17 protein-coding genes and 1 riboswitch are annotated in these 18,335 nt (G+C 60.2%); of the genes, 9 read left to right on the plus strand and 8 right to left on the minus strand.

What is annotated here, in order from left to right:
* The first annotated feature begins 119 nt into the window (after positions 1 to 119).
* Entirely contained in the window at positions 120 to 947 is an 828-nt protein-coding gene (locus ACUTSC_RS02200; RefSeq protein WP_197767283.1) for an AraC family ligand binding domain-containing protein, read from the plus strand.
* 98 nt (positions 948 to 1,045) lie between these two features.
* Positions 1,046 to 2,014: a DMT family transporter gene (locus ACUTSC_RS02205; protein WP_149559273.1), complete on the plus strand. Its 969-nt coding sequence runs from the start codon at positions 1,046 to 1,048 to the stop codon at positions 2,012 to 2,014.
* Between the two features lie 27 nt (positions 2,015 to 2,041).
* On the opposite strand, the gene fusA is transcribed toward ACUTSC_RS02205, so the two are convergent.
* Positions 2,042 to 4,147 carry an elongation factor G gene (fusA, locus tag ACUTSC_RS02210; RefSeq protein ID WP_015377944.1) on the minus strand — a complete coding sequence of 702 codons (2,106 nt, stop codon included), beginning with the start codon at positions 4,145 to 4,147 and terminating at the stop codon, positions 2,042 to 2,044.
* Between the two features lie 237 nt (positions 4,148 to 4,384).
* Complete coding sequence (locus ACUTSC_RS02215) at positions 4,385 to 4,633, minus strand: glycine zipper domain-containing protein (RefSeq protein WP_107226246.1); 249 nt, start codon at positions 4,631 to 4,633, stop codon at positions 4,385 to 4,387.
* A gap of 221 nt (positions 4,634 to 4,854) precedes the next feature.
* Here ACUTSC_RS02215 and ACUTSC_RS02220 point away from each other — a divergent pair, with 221 nt between their 5' ends.
* Positions 4,855 to 6,351 carry an alpha/beta fold hydrolase gene (locus tag ACUTSC_RS02220; protein WP_197767282.1) on the plus strand — a complete coding sequence of 499 codons (1,497 nt, stop codon included), beginning with the start codon at positions 4,855 to 4,857 and terminating at the stop codon, positions 6,349 to 6,351.
* A 32-nt stretch (positions 6,352 to 6,383) separates the two neighbouring features.
* Here ACUTSC_RS02220 and ACUTSC_RS02225 read toward each other — a convergent pair whose 3' ends face one another.
* The 4 genes from ACUTSC_RS02225 to ACUTSC_RS02240 form a co-directional block, all read right to left on the minus strand.
* A complete protein-coding gene (locus tag ACUTSC_RS02225) occupies positions 6,384 to 7,421 on the minus strand; it encodes an ATP-binding cassette domain-containing protein (protein WP_197767281.1) in 1,038 nt (345 codons plus the stop codon).
* A complete protein-coding gene (locus ACUTSC_RS02230) occupies positions 7,418 to 9,001 on the minus strand; it encodes an ABC transporter permease subunit (RefSeq protein ID WP_197767280.1) in 1,584 nt (527 codons plus the stop codon). Before ACUTSC_RS02230 ends, ACUTSC_RS02225 begins: the two co-directional genes overlap by 4 nt.
* Before the next feature lie 32 nt (positions 9,002 to 9,033).
* Positions 9,034 to 10,050, minus strand: coding sequence for an iron ABC transporter substrate-binding protein (locus ACUTSC_RS02235; RefSeq protein ID WP_060418774.1), 1,017 nt, complete (start codon positions 10,048 to 10,050; stop codon positions 9,034 to 9,036).
* A 275-nt stretch (positions 10,051 to 10,325) separates the two neighbouring features.
* Positions 10,326 to 10,901 (minus strand): hypothetical protein, encoded by a 576-nt coding sequence (locus tag ACUTSC_RS02240; RefSeq protein WP_197767279.1) that lies wholly within the window; start codon positions 10,899 to 10,901, stop codon positions 10,326 to 10,328.
* 707 nt (positions 10,902 to 11,608) lie between these two features.
* On the opposite strand from ACUTSC_RS02240, the gene ACUTSC_RS02245 reads away from it, so the two are divergent.
* The 6 genes from ACUTSC_RS02245 (at position 11,609) to ACUTSC_RS02270 (ending at position 17,005) form a co-directional block, all read left to right on the plus strand.
* Complete coding sequence (locus ACUTSC_RS02245; RefSeq protein WP_197767278.1) at positions 11,609 to 11,878, plus strand: hypothetical protein; 270 nt, start codon at positions 11,609 to 11,611, stop codon at positions 11,876 to 11,878.
* A 175-nt stretch (positions 11,879 to 12,053) separates the two neighbouring features.
* On the plus strand, positions 12,054 to 13,673 hold the full coding sequence (locus tag ACUTSC_RS02250) for an ABC transporter substrate-binding protein (RefSeq protein ID WP_197767277.1): 1,620 nt from the start codon (positions 12,054 to 12,056) through the stop codon (positions 13,671 to 13,673).
* Between the two features lie 142 nt (positions 13,674 to 13,815).
* Positions 13,816 to 13,989, plus strand: a riboswitch (M-box (ykoK) riboswitch).
* A gap of 73 nt (positions 13,990 to 14,062) precedes the next feature.
* Positions 14,063 to 15,085: a magnesium transporter gene (locus tag ACUTSC_RS02255; RefSeq protein WP_049199101.1), complete on the plus strand. Its 1,023-nt coding sequence runs from the start codon at positions 14,063 to 14,065 to the stop codon at positions 15,083 to 15,085.
* A 144-nt stretch (positions 15,086 to 15,229) separates the two neighbouring features.
* Complete coding sequence (gene mgtS, locus ACUTSC_RS02260) at positions 15,230 to 15,313, plus strand: protein MgtS (RefSeq protein WP_369803928.1); 84 nt, start codon at positions 15,230 to 15,232, stop codon at positions 15,311 to 15,313.
* A gap of 109 nt (positions 15,314 to 15,422) precedes the next feature.
* Positions 15,423 to 15,602: a hypothetical protein gene (locus tag ACUTSC_RS02265; protein ID WP_197767276.1), complete on the plus strand. Its 180-nt coding sequence runs from the start codon at positions 15,423 to 15,425 to the stop codon at positions 15,600 to 15,602.
* Between the two features lie 26 nt (positions 15,603 to 15,628).
* Positions 15,629 to 17,005 carry a cation diffusion facilitator family transporter gene (locus ACUTSC_RS02270; RefSeq protein ID WP_197767275.1) on the plus strand — a complete coding sequence of 459 codons (1,377 nt, stop codon included), beginning with the start codon at positions 15,629 to 15,631 and terminating at the stop codon, positions 17,003 to 17,005.
* Here the strand turns inward: ACUTSC_RS02270 and ACUTSC_RS02275 are convergent.
* Positions 16,948 to 17,793, minus strand: a complete 846-nt coding sequence (locus ACUTSC_RS02275) for an inositol monophosphatase family protein (protein ID WP_197767274.1) — start codon at positions 17,791 to 17,793, stop codon at positions 16,948 to 16,950. The genes ACUTSC_RS02270 and ACUTSC_RS02275 overlap by 58 nt on opposite strands.
* 66 nt (positions 17,794 to 17,859) lie before the next feature.
* On the minus strand, positions 17,860 to 18,300 hold the full coding sequence (locus tag ACUTSC_RS02280) for a GNAT family N-acetyltransferase (protein ID WP_197767273.1): 441 nt from the start codon (positions 18,298 to 18,300) through the stop codon (positions 17,860 to 17,862).
* Positions 18,301 to 18,335: the final 35 nt, after the last annotated feature.

An 18,335-nucleotide genomic window follows, 5' to 3' on the forward strand; every position in this document is an offset into this window, starting at 1 on the left:
ACCCTACGCCGAATGGCGGCGATCGTCCAGGCGAAGGGCACGAAAGCGCCAGGGCGGCTACTCAACCGGCGATGTTTTGGCTATGCTGAGCAGATTGTCAGCACGGACGAGGAGGTCGGGTGCAAGGGGTACCACAACAGTTTCCGTTCGAGAAGGATTGCGCGCAGTTCCGGCATTTGTCGCATCTGCCGGGCGTCGAACTTTATCAGGCGCATATCGAACGCTATGCCTTCGAGCCGCATACCCACGATGCCTTCGCTATCGGCACCGTAGACACCGGGGCGGAGCGTTTCCGCTATCGCGGCGCGCAGCATCTGGCGGCGCCGGGTGCGCTGGTGCTGATGAACCCCGACGAGCTGCATACCGGCGAAGCCGAAACGCCGGGCGGCTGGTGTTACCGCATGCTCTATCTGGCGCCCGAGGCGCTGGAGCAGCTGTCCGGCGATCGGAGCCAGTGGTTCACCGATGCGGTGCGCCACGATCCGCGGGCGGCGCAGCGCCTGTCCGCCATTCTCGCCACGCTGTGGCAAACCGACGATTCGCTCACGCTCGACGGCCTGCTGTTGGAGGCGGTCGAGCTGTTGCACCCGCACATCCGCACCGGGCAGCGGGAAAAAGCCGAGGCGGTGCACCGTTTTGAGGTGGTGAAATGCTACCTGCACGACAACTTCGCCGAGGCGGTGACCCTCAATCAGCTGGCCGAGCTGGTGTCGCTCAGCCCATACCATTTCCTGCGCAAGTTCAAGGCCGAATACCACGTCTCGCCGCAGCAGATGCTGATGGCGATCCGGCTGTCGCAGGCCAAACGCATGCTGGAGCGCGATATGCCCGCCGCACAGGTGGCGGCGGCGGCGGGGTTGACCGATCAGGCGCACCTGACGCGCGCCTTCGCCAACCGTTACGGCGTCACGCCTGTGCGTTTCCAGAAACAGGTGAAATTGGGCTAAAACAGCAACCTGCTACAATAATTCCTCCCCGTGTTTTCGCTACTCTGCCGCTGTCTTGTCGGGCGGGTTGGCCGCACCGGCCGTTTGTCGGAGTCGTTATGTTCATTGGCGTTGTGTTTGCACTGGCCGCCGGGCTGATGTGGGGATTGATCTTCGTCGGCCCGCTGCTGGTACCGGATTATCCCGCTGCGCTGCAGTCCACCGGGCGCTATCTGGCCTTTGGGCTGATCACCTTGCCGCTCGCCTGGCTCGATCGCCGCCGCCTGCGCAAGCTGCGGCGCCAGGATTGGCTGGAGGCGCTCAAGCTGACGGCCATCGGTAACCTGCTGTACTACCTGTGCCTGGCCAGCGCCATTCAGCGTACCGGCGCACCGGTATCGACCATGATCATCGGCACTTTGCCGGTGGTGATCGCCCTCTGCGCCAATCTGTTTTACGGCCGGCACGACGGGCGGCTGGCCTGGGGCAAGCTGGCGCCGGCACTGTTGCTGATCGTCTGCGGGTTAGCGTGCGTGAACGTCGCCGAGCTGCGCGGCAACGCGCTGCCGATCGACGGCTGGCGTTATCTCAGCGGCCTGGGGCTGGCCGTGTTGGCGGTGGCGTGCTGGACCTGGTTCCCGCTGCGCAACTCGCGCTGGCTGCGGGAGAACCCGACGCAGCGGCCGGCTACCTGGGCCACGGCGCAAGGGCTGGTGACGCTGCCGCTGGCGCTGCTGGGCTATCTGGCGGTCTGCGGCCAATTGGCGCTGAGCGAACCGGCGTTCGCCTTGCCGTTCGGCCCGCGCCCCGAGGTGTTTATCCCGCTGATGCTGGTCATCGGCGTGTTCTGTTCCTGGCTGGGGGCGCTATGCTGGAACGAAGCCAGCCAGCGCCTGCCGACGGTGTTGGTGGGGCCGCTCATCGTGTTCGAAATTCTGGCAGGGTTGGCCTATACCTTTCTGCTGCGCCAGGCCTGGCCGCCGCTGCTGACGCTGGCCGGCATCGTCTGCCTGATCGCCGGCGTGGTGTACGCCATGCGCATCAAGCCGCAGCCGGTGGTGGTGGCGCTGGAGGACAAGCCGGGGTGACGCCCGCCGCGAAGGCGGGCGCGAGGGTTAACGCTTGCTGTGGTGAATGATCTCTTCGGCCACGTTGCGCGGCGCTTCGGCGTAGTGGCTGAATTCCATGGTGTAGGTGGCGCGGCCCTGCGACATCGAACGCAGGGTCGTCGAGTAGCCGAACATCTCGGACAGCGGCACCTTGGCACGAATTTCCTTGCCGCCGCCGCCCGGTATCTCTTCCATGCCCTGCACCAGACCGCGGCGTGAGGAGAGGTCGCCCATCACGTTGCCGGCGTAATCTTCCGGCGTTTCCACCTCCACCGACATGATCGGCTCAAGGATCACCGGATCCGCCAGGCGGCAGGCTTCCTTGAAGCCGAAAATCGCCGCCATGCGGAACGCCTGTTCCGACGAGTCGACGTCATGGTAAGAACCGAAGGTCAGGTGTACCTTGACGTCCACCACCTGATAACCGGCCAGCACGCCGTTGTTCAGCGCCTCGAGCACGCCTTTTTTCACCGCCGGGATAAACTCGCCCGGAATGACGCCGCCCTTGATCTCATCGAAGAACTCGAAGCCTTTGCCGGGTTCGTTCGGTTCGACGGTCAGCACCACGTGGCCGTATTGCCCTTTACCGCCGGACTGGCGCACGAACTTGCCTTCCACGTCGGCCACCCGCTTGCGGATGGTTTCGCGGTACGACACCTGCGGCTTGCCGGTGGTGGTCTCCACCCCGAACTCGCGGCGCATGCGATCGACGATGATCTCCAGGTGCAGCTCGCCCATGCCGTAGATGATGGTTTGGCCGGATTCTTCATCGGTGCGCACACGGAACGACGGATCTTCCGAAGAGAGGCGCTGCAGCGCGATGCCCATTTTCTCCTGGTCGCCCTTGGTCTTCGGCTCGATCGCCTGGGCGATCACCGGCTCGGGGAAGGTCATGCGTTCCAGCGTGATGATGGCGCCGGGGTCGCACAGCGTATCGCCGGTGGTGACGTCCTTCAGGCCGACGCAGGCGGCGATGTCGCCGGCGTGCAGCTCGTCGATGTCCTTACGATCGTTGGCGTGCATCTGCACGATACGGCCGATGCGCTCCTTTTTGCCCTTGATCGGATTGTAAACGCTGCTGCCCTTGGCCAGCACCCCGGAGTAGACGCGCACGAAGGTCAGCTGGCCGACGAACGGGTCGGTCATCAGCTTGAATGCCAGCGCCGAGAATTTTTCGTTGTCGTCGGCTTTGCGGGTGATGATTTCATCGTGTTCGCCGTGGCCCTCCATCGGCGGCACGTCGAGCGGCGAGGGCATCAGCTCGATCACCGCATCCAGCATGCGCTGCACCCCTTTGTTGCGGAACGCCGAGCCGCACAGCATCGGCTGGATTTCGCCGGCGACGGTGCGCACCCGCAGCCCGTGAACGATCTCCTCTTCGCTCAGCGGCACCTGGTTGAGGTATTTCTCCATCAGCTCTTCCGAGGCTTCGGCGGCGGCCTCAATCATGTTTTCGCGCCACTCCTGCGCCGAATCGCGCAGCTCGGCCGGGATCTCTTCGAAGCTGAAGTTCATGCCCTGCGAGGCTTCGTCCCACAGGATGGCCTTCATCCGCACCAGATCCACCACGCCGCTGAAGTGGTCTTCGGCGCCGATCGGAATGACGATCGGCACCGGGTTGGCTTTCAGGCGCTCGATCATCATTTTGCGCACGCGGAAAAAGTCCGCGCCGATGCGGTCCATCTTGTTGACGAACGCCAGCCGCGGCACCTTGTATTTGTTGGCCTGGCGCCAAACGGTTTCCGACTGCGGCTGCACGCCGCCCACCGAGTCATAGACCATCACGGCGCCGTCCAGCACGCGCATCGAGCGTTCCACCTCAATGGTGAAATCGACGTGCCCGGGGGTGTCGATGATATTGATGCGGTGCTGCGGATAATTATGCTGCATGCCGTTCCAAAAGCAGGTGGTGGCCGCCGAGGTGATGGTGATGCCGCGCTCCTGTTCCTGCGCCATCCAGTCCATGGTCGCTGCGCCGTCATGCACTTCACCCAGCTTGTGGCTGACCCCGGTGTAAAACAGAATCCGCTCGGTGGTGGTGGTCTTGCCGGCATCGATATGCGCGGAGATGCCGATATTGCGGTAACGTTCGATAGGGGTGGTGCGAGCCATAATCAACCTTTCTTAGCCGCGTGAAGGAGAGCGGCTTAAACAGCATGGATAATGGTGATAATCCTCATAGGGTTATCTGCCGGATCGCAGAGCCTCGCTCTGGTCACAAACTAATCGTAGTTGAAGGCGTTGGTTTTTATAAGCGATGGCTGTGATAGATGAAAGTTTGCGCGCAGGGGAGAAAAGGGTGAAAAAAAGGCCCGTAACGGGCCTATTGTCGAACGGCGCCTTCGCCGCTTATTTGCGTCCCAGCAAGAAGCCGAAAACGATGCCGACCGCTGCCGCAACGGCCACGCCGGCCAGCGGGTTGGCTTCCACCTGGGTTCTTACGCTGTCCGCTGCGTCTCGGGCGGCATAGCTGGCCTGGGAGGCGTATTTGCGCGCCGCGCCGCGCACCTGATGCTCAGGCGAATCGACGGCTTTGCCGAACGCTTCTTCTACCGCGCCTGCGGCTTCATTGGTTTTGTCTTCCGCTTTACCAAACATGCTGCTCTCCTGTTCCTTGTGGGTTAACGAACCCTAAGCCTAGCAGGTGAACGGTAATTTTTGCAGCATTCTGTGCGTTATAAGAGCAATCCGAGCAGAGAAACGTCTTGCCGGGTGCGCGGTGACGGCTTCACCCGCGCGGCTTTTTGTGTTCTATTGGCTAGCGGTTTAACCGGGTATCGTTAACCTTTGACCGATTCGTTGAGTTGAAAGGACTCCCCATGTCAGTACTGCGTATTCTGGCGTTGCTCGCCGCAACCGCCGCCGCGTTGCCCGCCCAGGCCAAGCCTGCGCTCCACGGCGCGACGGCCGAGAACGGCATTCGTTGGCAATCTTGTCTCAACAGCGGTTTTCAACGGTGGTTCGATGAGGTGCCGCCGGCGGGGCTGCGCTGCGGTTACCTCGAGGTGCCGTTAGCCTACGCCACGCCGCCCGCTCATGCGGCGCAGGCGGGCGAACAGACCGTGCGTTTGGCGCTGACCCTGCTGCCCGCCACCGGGCCGAAAAAGGGCAGCGTGGTGATGATCAGCGGCGGGCCGGGCCTGCCGGGTATCAATCCTTATTTGGGCAACGACGCCCACGTCACCAGGCTGCGTAAATCCTACGACATCATCGGTTACGATCCGCGCGGCGTCGGCCAATCGACGCCGAAAATTTCTTGTCAGCTGGCTGAAGGCGACGAAACCCCAACGCCGGACGACAACGACGTGGCCGGTGCGGAGAACCAGACGCGCACCCTGATTGCCGCCTGCATCAAACAGACCGGCGCGGACGTGCTGCAACATATCGGCACCGACGAAGCGGTCAACGATCTGAACGCGATCCGCCACGCGCTGGGCGAACCGGGGCTGACGGCGGTGGCGTACTCTTACGGCACCAAGGTGGCGGCGCTGTATGCCGAACGTTTTCCGAAGAAGACGCGCGCGCTGGTGCTCGACGGGGTGGTGGATCTGGCAGAGGACGATTTCACCCAGCGCATGAATCAGGAGCGAGGCTTTCAGCAAAGCTTCCTGCGCTTCGCTGCCTACTGCGGCAAAACCGACAGCTGCCAGCTGGGCGGCGGCGCCAATCAGGCGCTGCAGCGCTATCACGCTTTGCTGCGCAAGCTGCATGAGCAGCCGTTCGTTACCGCGGCGGGCTATGAAATCTCCGCCGACGACGTGCTGACGGTCACGCGTTCGCTGCTGCTGTGGCCGGAGCGCTGGCACGAGTTGGCGACCGTGCTGCGCCAACTCGATGCCGGCATTGCCGGGCAGCAGGTTTCCGATCTGATCGACGAAAGCTATTCGCCGGATGCCGATGACGCCCTGAACGTCATCACCTGCGCCGACGTCGCCAACCCGACGGCCGATCCGCAGCTGTTGCGCCGTCAGCGGCAGGAGATCAATACCGCCGCTTTGTATGCCCACTATCTACCGCTGCACGAATATCCGCTGGAAATGTGCGATCTGTGGCCGTACCGCGGCAAAGATCGGCCGCACACGCCGGTAGCGTCCGCCGCGTTGCCGCCGCTGCTGTTCGTCGCGCAGCGCTACGATCCGACCACGCCGTACCGCAACGCGCAGGTGATGGCCGCCGCCTTTAAAAGCCCGCTGATTACCCGCGAACGCGACGGGCATACGCTGGCGCTGAACGGCATCGACAGCTGCGTTGACGAAAGCGTGGTGGATTATCTGCTGGCGCCGAAAAAGCCGCGCCACGACAGGATTTGCCGTTGAGGAGGCCGGGCGGAAGCCCGGCATAAAGTGAGTCAACCGGCGAAAATATGCGCCTGGCCCATCACGTTGAGATTGACCTGAGAACCGGGCTGCAGGCCTTCGCGGCTGACGGTTTTGATCTCGATTTGCGCGCCGCCGGCGGCCATTTTCAGGTTGAGCGTAGAGACGAAGCCGGCGAAATCGATGCCGGTGATCACCGCCTGGCCGCGCTGCGCCGGATCGGACAAACCAATTTGAATCTGCTCCGGGCGCAGCATAATGCGCGCCGGGCCGCTGCGTTGCCGATCGTCGACGGCGATACGCCCCAATGCGCAGTCGGCCCAGCCGTGCGCCAGTTCGGCGGTCAACACCAGCGTTTCGCCAAGGAAGCTGGCGGTCGGCTCATCGACCGGCCGCAGATAGAGATCTTGCGGCGCGCCCACCTGCGCCAGCCGGCCATTGCGCATCACCGCCACCTGATCGGCGAACGATAGCGCCTCGCTCTGATCATGGGTGACCAGAATTGACGCCACCTTGGCCTCCGTCAGCAGTTCGGCGACCGCTTTGCGGGTGGCGGCGCGCAGGCCGGTATCCAGCGCCGAGAACGGTTCGTCCAGCAGCATCAGCCGGGGTTGCTGCGACAGGGCGCGCGCCAGCGCCACCCGCTGTTGCTGCCCGCCTGACAGCTCGTGCGGCCACAGCGCGGCCAGACGGCGATCCAGTGCCACCATCTCCATCAGCGCCTCGATGCGCCGCTGTTTCTCACGCTTGCTGCCTGTAAGGCCAAAACCGATGTTGCCGGCGACGGTAAAGTGCGGGAACAGCGCGCCATCCTGCGGGACGAAGCCGATGCCGCGCAGATGCGCCGGCACCCAACCGCCGCCGTTGCCCATGGCTTGCCCCTGCAGCAGGATCTGGCCGCCGTCGGGAATTTCAAAGCCGGCGATGATGCGCAGCAGGGTGGTTTTGCCGGAGCCGGAAGGGCCGACGATCGCCGTGCGGCTGCCGGCGGCAACCTGCAGGTCGATGTGTTCCAGCACCCTGATGGCGTTATAAGATTTTTCGATACCGTGCAGTTCGAGCGTGCTCATAGTCCCGCCGTGCGTTTAGATTGAGAATAAAGAAGCCAGGTGAGCGGCAATGACAGCGCCACCATAATCAGCGCATAAGGCGCGGCGGCGACGTAGTCTATCTCGCTGGTCAACGCCCAAAATCCGGTGGCCAACGTGCGGGTGCCGTTCGGCGCCAGCAACAGCGTGGCGGTCAGCTCATTGGCGATCGCCAGGAACACCAGCGCCGCGCCCGCTGCGGCACCCGGCGCCGCCAGCCGCAAGGTGGTGCTCCACAGCGCCTGCGCCGGTGATTTGCCCAGGCTGTGCGCCACGTTTTCCAATTCCACCGGCGCCTGTGCGATGCCGGCGCGCAGGTTGATCAGCGCCCGCGGCATAAACATCAGCAAATACGCCAGCAGCAGGGTGATTTCGGTTTGGTAAATCGGCCGGAAGCTGTGAATGGTGATGGTCACCAGCGCCAGCGCTACCACGATGCCGGGCAGCGAACTGGTCACGTAGTTACAGCCTTCCAGCACGCGGTACAGCCGGGCCGGATAGCGCACCGACAGCCAGGCCATCGGAATGGCGCACAGCGTGATCAGCAGCGCGCCGGCGGCGGACAGCGACAGCGTTTGCCACAGCGCGGGCCACAGTTCCGCGTTGCGCCACACCTCGAACCCCCCCAGCCACAGCCAGCGGGCCAGGGTAATGAAAGGCACGCCCAGCGCCAGCGCGGTCAGCGAAATCGGCAGCAGCAGCGCCAGCGCGGCGAGCGGCAGCGAAAGGCGACGCGGCGTTTGGCTGCGGGCGCTGCCGGAACCGACGCGGGCATAGCGCGCGCGGCCGCGGCTGAGAGCCTCAAGCAGCAGTAACCCGAGGCAGCACAGCACCAATACGCCGGCCAGCATGTTGGCCGCCGGGCCATTGAAGGTCGACTGGAACTGATCGAAGATCGCGGTGGTGAAGGTATCGAAACGGATCATGGCGTACAGGCCATACTCCGCCAGCAGGTGCAATGCGATCAGCAGGGAACCGCCCCAGACCGCCAGCTTCAGCTGCGGCAGCACCACGCGGAAAAACACCGCCGGTGGCCGGGAACCGAGCGAGGTGGCGACATCTTCGATACCGGGATCCAGACGGCGCAGCACGGCGGCGGCCGGCAGGTAAATGAACGGGAAATAGGCGAGCACCGAGATGAAGACCCCGGCGCCCAGGCCGTGCATCGACGGCACCAGGCTGATCCAGGCATAGCTTTGCACAAAGGCCGGCACCGCCAGCGGCGCGGTGGCCATTACCGCCCAGAGACGGCGGCCCGGCAGCGTGGTGCGTTCGGTCAACCAGGCCAGGGCTACGCCCAGCACGGCGCAGATCGGCAGCGTCAGCACCACCAACAGCAGGGTGTTCAACAGCAGTTCCGCCACGCGCGGGCGGAAAACCAGAGCGTTGACCGTTTGCCAGCCGGTTTCAAACGCTACGCCGATAACGAATCCCAGCGGCAACAGCGCCAGCAGCGAGAGCAGCACGGCGCTGGCCACCACGATCGCCCCCGGCCGCGGGTGACTGGGGACAACAGAATAACGCCGCGCGGTCTGCGCGGCGTGGGTACTCAGGTTTGACATAACGATCAAAAACTCTCGGTTTGCCGCGGGCCTTACAGCAGGCCCGCCTCGGTCATCAGTTCGACCACTTTTTTACTGTTCAGCTGCGCGGCGTCTACCTTCGGTGCGTCCAGATCTTTCAGCGGCACCAGTTTCGGGTTGGAGGCCGCGCCGACGCCGACGGCGTATTCGAAGGCGTTGTTGGTGCGCAGGATCTCCTGGCCCTGTTTGCCGGTGATCCACTTGATGAACGCCTGCGCCTGCTGCTGGTGCTTGCTGGAAGCCAGCACGCCGCCGCCGGAGATGCTGACGAACGCGCCCGGATCCTGATGTTTGAAGTAGTACAGCTTGATGTTGTTGCTGTTTTCGCCGGTTTTAGCGCCATCCACGAACGGGTAGTAGTGATAGATCACGCCGCTGTCGACCTGGCCGGCATTGACCGCTTTCATTACCGTGCTGTTGCCCTTATAGGCGGTGAAGTTGGTTTTCATCGCTTTCAGCCATTCCAGCGTCGCTTTCTCGCCTTTCAGCGCCAGCAGCGCGCTGACGATCGCCTGGAAATCGGCGCCCGACGGCGAGGCGGCCCAGCGGCCTTTCCATTCCGGCTTGGCCAGATCCAGCAGCGACTTCGGCAGCTGCGCTTCGGTCAGTTTGGCCGGATTGTAGACGAACACGGTAGAGCGAGCGGCGATGCCGGTCCAGCGGCCGTGGCTTGGGCGATACTGCGGTTCCACCTGGGCCAGCGTCGCGGCGTCCAGCGGGGCGAACAGCTTGGCGTTATCCACCAACACCATCGCCGGGGAGTTTTCCGTCAGGAAGACGTCGGCAGGCGAAGCGCTGCCTTCCTGCACCAGCTGATTGCCCAGCTCGCTGTCGCCGCCGTTGCGCAGCGTGACCTTGATGCCGGTATCTTTGGTAAACCCGTCGACCCAGGATTTCACCAGGTTTTCATGTTGGGCGTTGTAAATGACGATGCCCTGATCGGCGGAGGCCGCCTGAGCGCCGAAGGCCAGCATCATCGAGGAGGCGAGCAGGGCGACGGGGCCGAGAGATGAAATACGCAGCTTCATGCAGTTATCCTTTTTAGCGTTCGAATGAGGAAAACGAATATCGCCTGGCAAGCGCAAGCAGCCCGATTTTAGCCAAGAACATCAATAATGATAGTGAAAACGATTCGTATTAAATTATTTTTGACGATCGCTCACAAAGTGAATTGCCCTAAGGATAAGTTAAGTTTCGGCTGGAATAATCTGTATTGATTGCCCGAATAGAATTGGTACGTGTTATCTCACAGTGAGCGGCCAACCTGCCATCGCAGGCGGCCGCCCGTCAGGTTTGCTTCTTGTCACGCCGGCACGAACTCACCGTTGCCGACGCCAAAGAATTGCCCGTTGATGCTGCCTGCGTACTGTGGCGGATGAACCAAAGAGGCCAGCACCCGGCCATTCTCCAGCAGCGTCAGGACGATCGAACCGGGGTTGATGGCCAATTGCAGGGTTAACGGAACGCCGATCAGATTTTCGGCATCGGGCACGGTGCCTTGTAAATAGATCGTCGGGATGTTGATGTTACCGCCTGAGCCGGTGCCGGTGGCCTGGCCGATAAAACGCACCGATGTACCGCTTGATGGGGCATTGGGACCAATATTGGCGAGCTGTGCGGAAATTTGTACGGTCTCCGCATGTGGCGCGCAGCCACACCCGCATCCACAGCCCTGGAAGCTGAAGTAGCCGCAGATATTTTGTTGGCACCCGCATCCACACAAGGATTGCGGATGCACTTGCTGGTTGAACGCCGGTTTCAATTGCGGATGTTGGTTGAGCAGCGTCTGTCGGCTCTGCACTTCCGCGCTATAGGCGTCACGTGATTGTTTATTCAATGCGTTAGCCTGTTCAGGCGTAATATCTTGCAATGAAGGCATAGGTAAACTCCTGTGATTTTTGCTGAGTCAGTCTGAAGTGCATATCACGCTGAATCCGGTTAGCCACCAGACAGGTAATTGCATCTGAATGGAAATAGTCATTGCCCTCGAAAGAAAACGGTATGGCAAGCAGACCGTTGCATCTTATCCTCACGGCAAGCGTTTATATTTCCGGTTTGCTCTTTCGGTAATTATTTTTGATTCAATCATTCGCCAGTTATTGATTTTATAACCGGCAGTAGCTTCATGTATATCTCGAAGCCATTTAAAGGTAGTTAGGTGCCATGGAGATATCAAGTGAGGTTTTTAATGTTATTTTTAAATTGAAGTGCTACTGATTTCTCCTGTCCATTATTTTGCTGTTAATCTTTTTCTGCAACCAATTAATTAATATGGGTTAATTGACTGTTATATTTCATCCTGTTGATTTTTATTGAATTGTTTTTTGTGTATTCTTTTTTAAATATTGTCCATGTATTCATGGGGGTGACGGTTAAGTGTGGGTTTACATTTGACTTACATCAGTTCCTTGTCAACGCTGTAATGGCAATTAAGCAGTTACAATGTTGACGTCTTGTTATCGATTGGCGTTCTTTTTCCCCAGTCTTTTCATATCGTTCTTCATCGTTTCGTTCAGGTATTAATAACACGAACTGTCAACGCGAATGACGAGCCATATTCAGTAAAAAATCGTGAGAGAGGTGCCTATGTCTAATGGACCGTTTTATACCAATCCTATCGTGGTCATCGATGTAGCTAATGATTGCGTGCATGTGGAAATGGCGATCGATGGAGGATTATACGAAAATGTGTTTCCGATGTCGGTAGCGGCTAATGAACCCTATCCGAAATTGCTGGTGAATCTGGCGATCCAGGCGCAGGCGAGCGGTAAATTCTTAATGGTGTGGGGAGAACCCGGCCCAGAGCCGGTTAAAGGCCTGCCGCTGTTTGGTATCACGACCGTGAACATCAAGTAGAGGACGGCAGTGCACATTGTGTTTGAAGGCGAAAAGCGCGGTGAGGGATATTCCTTTGATAATGAAAGAAATTCAACACCGCTTTTGGTTATGACTCATAGCGATTAATGATTTAATTTATTCCACTGCCACATTGCATATTGAACGCGATAAAACACTTAACAGGGATATCGACGTGAAATATTCATTTAATGGCAAGAAATTGGCTGGTTTAATCCTCCTGACTTTTAATGCGGCGATCGCTCAGGCGGCCGACGTACCGGCGGGCGCTAAACTGGCGCCGGTACAGGAATTGGTACGCGCCAACGGGTATGAGCCGGCGACGCTGGATCCAAACCTGGCTGAGAGCAATGTGGAGTTCTACATCTTTAACGATCTGTTCGAAGGCCTGCTGCGCGTCGGGAAAGACGGCGAAGCGGTCCCGGCGCTGGCGCAGAAATGGGAGCATCAGGGCAACGTCTGGACCTTCCATTTGCGGCCGCAGGCCAAATGGTCGAACGGCGATCCGGTGACCGCCGACGATTTTGTCTACAGCTGGCGGCGCCTCACCGATCCGAAAACCGCGTCGCCGTACGGCAGCTATCTGGCTTCGGCCTACGTGCTGAATGCCGCGGCGATCAACGCCGGCAGCAAACCGCCGAGCGAGCTGGGCGTCAAGGCGCTGGACGCGCACACCCTGCAGGTGACGCTGTCGGAGCCCAATTCCTACCTGCTCAAGCAGCTGGTGCATTTTCCGGTTTTGCCGGTTAACCGCAAGGTGGTGGAGCAGTACGGCAAGAACTGGACTCAACCGGCGCATTTTGTCGGCAACGGCGCATTCCGCCTCAGCCAGTGGGTGGTGAACGAAAAGGTGGTGGTGGAACGTAACCCGCAGTATTGGGACAACGCCAACACCGTGCTCAACAAGGTGACGTTCTTGCCGATACAGGGCTTCCCGGAAGTGGCTCGTTTTCGCGCCGGCGAGGTTGAGTTGGGGTATACCACGCCGCCGGAGCTGTATCAGCAGCTGAAAAAAACGCTCGGCGAGCAACAGCTGGTGACCTATCCGCTGCTCTCCACCAGTTATTTCGCCTTCAACAACCGCCAGGCGCCGTTTAACGACCTGCGGGTGCGCCAGGCGCTGAATCTGGCGTTGGACAAAGATATTATCGCCGGCAAGGTGCTGGGATATGGCCAACAGCCGGCCTGGACCTTTACCCCAACGGGGGCGGGCGGCTATAGCCTGCAGCCCGGCGCTGCGGCCGGCTGGACGCCGGAACAGCGGCACGCCCAGGCGAGGCAACTGCTGGCGCAGGCCGGTTTCAACGCCGAGCATCCGCTGCGCTTTACCGTGCTGTACAGCAACGACGCCACCATCAAGAAGATCGTCATCGCCGCCGCCGCCATGTGGAAAAAGAACCTTGGGGTAGAGGCCACCTTGCAAAGCCAGGAGCGTAAAGTGGCGCTGGATAATATCAACCGCGGGCAGTACGGTGTGGCCTTTACCCGCTGGCTGGCGGATTACAACGATCCATCCACCTTCCTGAACGTGTTCCGTTCCGACAGCAGCGAGAACAGCCCTAAATACCATAACCCGGACTACGACCGCATTCTGCATCAGGCAACGGCGGCGCAGACGCCGCAGCAGGTGCAGCAATACTTCCAGCAGGCCGAGGCGGTGCTGGCCGCCGATACGCCGGTGGCACCGGTGTACTACGAGGCCAACGCCACGCTCATTAAACCCTACGTAAAGGGGATCGATTTTACCCGTCAGGGCGCCTTGTACGATAAAAACGTCTATCTTCTCGAACACTGAGAAATATAAAAGCGGCTGATTTATATCAGCCGCTTTTATAGGTTCGTGTTTAATAACATTATCCTAAATACTCCATAAACGACGGGTAATCTTTTCTTCCCGCTGAAGAAAACACCGCCTATACTGCGCCGGTAGTTTATATGCAGTATCTCGTTTGGCGAGGCTCCTATACAAACACAGGTTACTGATCTGACGACATCGAGAGATGCCCAAGGTTAAGACAGGCTTTATCGGATTAAGGTTCAGCCCAAAGTAACTTCCGAGCAACAATTCGGATACGTTGTATAGTGCTAAAACCTGGACGCGGAGATAGGCAGTCTGCACTCCCTCTGTGGTTACGCCCCTATGCGATTCGCTGTTGAAGTTCAAAACAGAAATAGGGACTGACAATGATCAAGTCACATCAACATTATTCTTCTCCGGCGCTGAGCGCGACTGAAACTCTCGACGAGACATCGGTCGCCGGCTATATGAACGCCGATTTTATTACTGTTCCCGCGACGATGACGGTCAATCATGCCCGGGAATATTTACTTTCACAGCTTAAAACGGACGAAATTCCCACCCGGGTATTTATTACCGCGGACGATTATCATCTGCGCGGCACGCTGTCGGTGAAAAAACTGCTGCAGTGCGACGAGCAGGATAAAGCGGTCGGCGTGATGATGGATCACAGCTATTTTCAGGTTTCGCCCGACGACGATCGCAACGACGTGGCGCATCTGCTCGGCAAGGGCGGCCTGGACGTGGTGCCGGTCGTGGCGAACAACACGCTGGTCGGCGTGCTGGGGGAGCGAGAGATCGCCCGCCTGGTCGAGGATGAAAACACCGAAGACGCACAGCGCCAGGGCGCGAGCCTGCCGCTGGACAAGCCTTATCTGGAGACCAGCCCGTGGGCGCTGTGGCGTAAACGTTCGGTGTGGCTGCTGATGCTGTTCGTCGCCGAAGCTTACACCGGCAACGTGCTGAAGGCGTTTGAAGATCAGCTCGAAGCGGCGATCGCGTTGGCGTTCTTCATCCCGCTGCTGATCGGCACCGGCGGCAACAGCGGCACCCAGATCACCTCGACGCTGGTGCGCGCCATGGCGCTGGGTGAGGTCAGCCTGCGCAACCTGGGCGCGGTGATCCGCAAGGAAGTGACGACCTCGCTGCTGATCGCCGTCACCATTGGCCTGGCGGCCTGGGTACGCGCCTGGATTATGGGCGTCGGCATGGAGGTGACGTTGGTGGTCAGCCTGTCGCTGGTGGCAATCACCGTGTGGAGCGCGATTGTCTCGTCGATCATTCCGATGCTGTTGAAACGTCTCGGCATCGATCCGGCGGTGGTATCGGCGCCGTTTATCGCTACCTTTATCGACGGCACCGGCCTGATTATTTATTTCAAAATTGCCCAGCAGGTATTGGGTATTTAACCGCGCTCCGCCCGATGTTGCGGGCGGAGATGTAAAGCCTTAATGAGGAGGACGTTAAAAAACATGGATACCGACCAACCCCGATATTTAACGCAAGGGGCTTTTATCGATAACATTTAACCTGAGGACTAAATAATGGGAAACATGACTATTTTTATGGGATTTCTGGCAATGATCAGCTCACTGGGCCTGTTAGCGGCCTATATGAGCACCAAATGGGATGATTGATGAACGCAAAAGATCCGCCTAGATGCATCCTCCCTGTAACCGCTATTTATTATGGGGAGGATTTTTAGCGGCGCGCTGAACGCGCGGCCTGATACGGGAGTTGATAATAATGACGATTCTTATTCTGGGATTGCTCTACGCCATTTTAATGATCTCGGTGGGCATTAATGAGATTTATTTTTATTCCACCGGAAAATCCAATTTTCTTACTAGCCTCATGCTGACATTTTCTGGCAGTATGCTGCTGATCGCCTTTGTCTGGCAATTATCCTCTAAAGTAAAAAAATAAATCACCGTCCGAATGTGAGCAGCATAATGCAGAATGAAAAACAGGCCGTGGCCAGAAACTCGATGATCGCCAGCGGGTTACTGGCTACGGGCAAGTTCGTCGCCGGTATTTTTACCGGCAGTATTGGCCTGATATCCGAAGGGATCCACTCTTTTACCGACTTTATCGCCACCAGCATCACCTGGCTGGCGGTGCGCATCAGCGATAAGCCTGCCGATGACGATCACCACTTCGGGCACGGCAAGGTGGAAAACCTGGCGGCGCTGTTCGAGGTGCTGCTGTTGCTGGGCGCCGCCGGCTGGATTGTTTATGAGGCGGGCAGCAGCCTGCTCGGGCAGCCGCATGAGATCGTCGCCGCGCCGGTGGTGATTGCGGTGCTGCTGATTTCCATCTGCGTCGATTTCTTCCGCGTGCGGGCGCTCAACCGCGTCGCCAAAGCGACCGACAGCGCGGCGCTGGAAGCGGATGCGCTGCATTTCTTCTCCGATATGCTTTCGTCCGGCGTGGTGTTGCTGGGCATGGTGTTTGTGCTGCTGGGCTTTGGCCGCGCGGACGCCATCGCCGCGCTGATCGTCGCCGGCTTTATCTTTGTCGCCGCGATCAAACTGGGCAAACGCTCCTTCGACTCGTTGATGGATGCCGCACCGGCCGGAGCTACTGAGGCGATCCGCGCCACGCTGGCAAGTTTTCCGGCGGTGCTGGCCTGCGATAGCGTGCGCATTCGCAACGCCGGTGCGGTGCTGTTCGTCGAAATCACGGTGGCGGTGTGCCGCACCTTGCCGCTGGAGCGCATCGACGCGCTGAAGCGAGAGATCGTCGAGCAACTGCGAGAGCTGTACGCCAGGGCGGAATTCACCGTCATCGCGGTGCCGCAGACCCGCAGCGATGAAGACATGGCGACGCGCATTCGGGCGATCGCCGCCAACCACGGCGCGCAGGTGCAGAATGTGACCTTGCAGCAGCTGCCGACGCGCATGGCGATCGGCATGGATTTGGCGGTGCCGGCTAACGCCAGCGTGGCGCAGGCGCATGACATCGCCACGGAGATAGAAGGGATCTTGCGCCAGGCGATTGGTGAAGACACCGAGATAGAGACGCACCTGGAACCGCAGACGCCGCATTGGCTGACCAGCGAGGATGTCGATGCGCCGGAGTTGGCCGATATTCGCCGCATCCTGCAGTCGGCGCTGGAGCAGGGGGAGAGCGTGCAAGATGTACACAACGTCCGCGCGCGCAAGAGCGACGGCGGCATCATCGTCAACTTCCACTGCCGGGTGTCGCCGGCGGTCACCATCGCCGCCGCGCACGATGCGGTCGATCGGGTCGAGCGCCGGCTGCGCGGGCTTTATCCGGCCATCACGCGCGCGATAGGGCACGTCGAGCCGATCAAACCCGGCATTTGAATCAGTTCGGCCAACTGCGGATAGAGCGCCGCGTTGGCCAGCAGCAGCGGGTTGCCGCGCCGCAGCCCGTTGTTGTGCATAAAGTCATTCGCCACGCCGCCGGCTTCGCGCGTCAGTACCCACCCGGGCAGGCTGTCCCAGGCATTCATGTGCGGTTCGTAATAGCCCAGCAGCCGTCCGGCGGCCACTTGGGCGGTCATCAACGCGCCGGAGCCGCTGCGCACAAACATCCCTCCCGCCTGCAGCAGGCGACAGAGAAAACCGCTGAATTCCGCCGCCGACGCGCGCGAAGAAATTCCGACGCCCATCACGCCATCCGCGACGCTGCGCCCGGCATGCACGCCGATCGGTTCCCCGTTGAGGAAGGCGCCGCCGCCGCGGCAGGCGCGGAACATCTCGCGGTGATTGGGATCGTAGATCACGCCGATCGTCGGTTCGCCGTCGATCACCACGCCTATCGCGATACACCAGGTATGTAATCCGTTCAGGAAGCAGGCGGTGCCGTCAATCGGATCGACGACCCAAACACAGGCGGCGTTCTCGCCGGCGCTGCCGCTTTCCTCGCCGAGAAACCCATCCTGGGGGAAGCGGCGGCTGATCATGCGGTGGATCAGCGCCTCGACGCGGCGATCGGCCTCGCTGACCACGTCCTGCAGCCCCTGTTTGAAGTCGACAGCCAGGCTTTGCCGCCGTTGATAAAAGCTGAAGGCGAGATCGGCGGCGGCGCGGGCGATCTCACGCGCAAAGCGGTAGCGCGCCTCGATGTCCCGTGGGGAAAGTGAAGTCATGGCAGGCTCGATAGCAAAGAACGAATCGGTTTACCCTGCCATAAAAGGATGAAGGTAATGTGTCGCTCAGCGCGGCGGGGATGAAAAACGCAGCTGCATTATGGCATCGGGGGCCGAAAGCGGTTCGGTCGTGGCCCCGGCCGGTATTACCGCGCGCCAAAATGCCAGCCCGCGCGGATTATCCGGGCTGACCGACAGCAACCAGCTGCCGGGGTGCTGCGCGAACAAGGCGTGGGCGGCCCGTTGCCCCAGCCCGGTGCGCCGCCACTCGGGCTTGATGTAGAATTCCGCCATTTCGACGGTGGCGCTGTTCAGGCGCCGGACCAACGCGAAACCGGCCGTTTGCCGATCGCTCAAAATCAAATAGGGGTAGCGGCCGACCTCGCGCCAGTAGAGCGCCAGATAAGGGTAATCGCCATCGGCGCCCAGCTCGCGAAGGCAATCGGACAGCATGACCGCCAGCAGCGGCCGCTGCGCGTGCGTAGCCTGCTCAAGGGAAAATGCCATGTCGCACTCCGTCAAAAAACAGGCCGCCGGATGGC

It is taken from the genome of Serratia sp. TSA_105.2, assembly GCF_052692115.1.

Excerpts from the sequence above, each read along its gene's own strand:
- ACUTSC_RS02205 (WP_149559273.1), top strand. The coding sequence starts at position 1,046 with ATGTTCATTGGCGTTGTGTTTGCACTGGCCGCCGGGCTGATGTGGGGA.
- fusA (WP_015377944.1), bottom strand. The coding sequence starts at position 4,147 with ATGGCTCGCACCACCCCTATCGAACGTTACCGCAATATCGGCATCTCC.
- ACUTSC_RS02215 (WP_107226246.1), bottom strand. The coding sequence starts at position 4,633 with ATGTTTGGTAAAGCGGAAGACAAAACCAATGAAGCCGCAGGCGCGGTA.
- ACUTSC_RS02220 (WP_197767282.1), top strand. The coding sequence starts at position 4,855 with ATGTCAGTACTGCGTATTCTGGCGTTGCTCGCCGCAACCGCCGCCGCG.
- ACUTSC_RS02225 (WP_197767281.1), bottom strand. The coding sequence starts at position 7,421 with ATGAGCACGCTCGAACTGCACGGTATCGAAAAATCTTATAACGCCATC.
- ACUTSC_RS02230 (WP_197767280.1), bottom strand. The coding sequence starts at position 9,001 with ATGTCAAACCTGAGTACCCACGCCGCGCAGACCGCGCGGCGTTATTCT.
- ACUTSC_RS02235 (WP_060418774.1), bottom strand. The coding sequence starts at position 10,050 with ATGAAGCTGCGTATTTCATCTCTCGGCCCCGTCGCCCTGCTCGCCTCC.
- ACUTSC_RS02240 (WP_197767279.1), bottom strand. The coding sequence starts at position 10,901 with ATGCCTTCATTGCAAGATATTACGCCTGAACAGGCTAACGCATTGAAT.
- ACUTSC_RS02245 (WP_197767278.1), top strand. The coding sequence starts at position 11,609 with ATGTCTAATGGACCGTTTTATACCAATCCTATCGTGGTCATCGATGTA.
- ACUTSC_RS02255 (WP_049199101.1), top strand. The coding sequence starts at position 14,063 with ATGATCAAGTCACATCAACATTATTCTTCTCCGGCGCTGAGCGCGACT.
- mgtS (WP_369803928.1), top strand. The coding sequence starts at position 15,230 with ATGACTATTTTTATGGGATTTCTGGCAATGATCAGCTCACTGGGCCTG.
- ACUTSC_RS02265 (WP_197767276.1), top strand. The coding sequence starts at position 15,423 with ATGACGATTCTTATTCTGGGATTGCTCTACGCCATTTTAATGATCTCG.
- ACUTSC_RS02270 (WP_197767275.1), top strand. The coding sequence starts at position 15,629 with ATGCAGAATGAAAAACAGGCCGTGGCCAGAAACTCGATGATCGCCAGC.
- ACUTSC_RS02275 (WP_197767274.1), bottom strand. The coding sequence starts at position 17,793 with ATGACTTCACTTTCCCCACGGGACATCGAGGCGCGCTACCGCTTTGCG.
- ACUTSC_RS02280 (WP_197767273.1), bottom strand. The coding sequence starts at position 18,300 with ATGGCATTTTCCCTTGAGCAGGCTACGCACGCGCAGCGGCCGCTGCTG.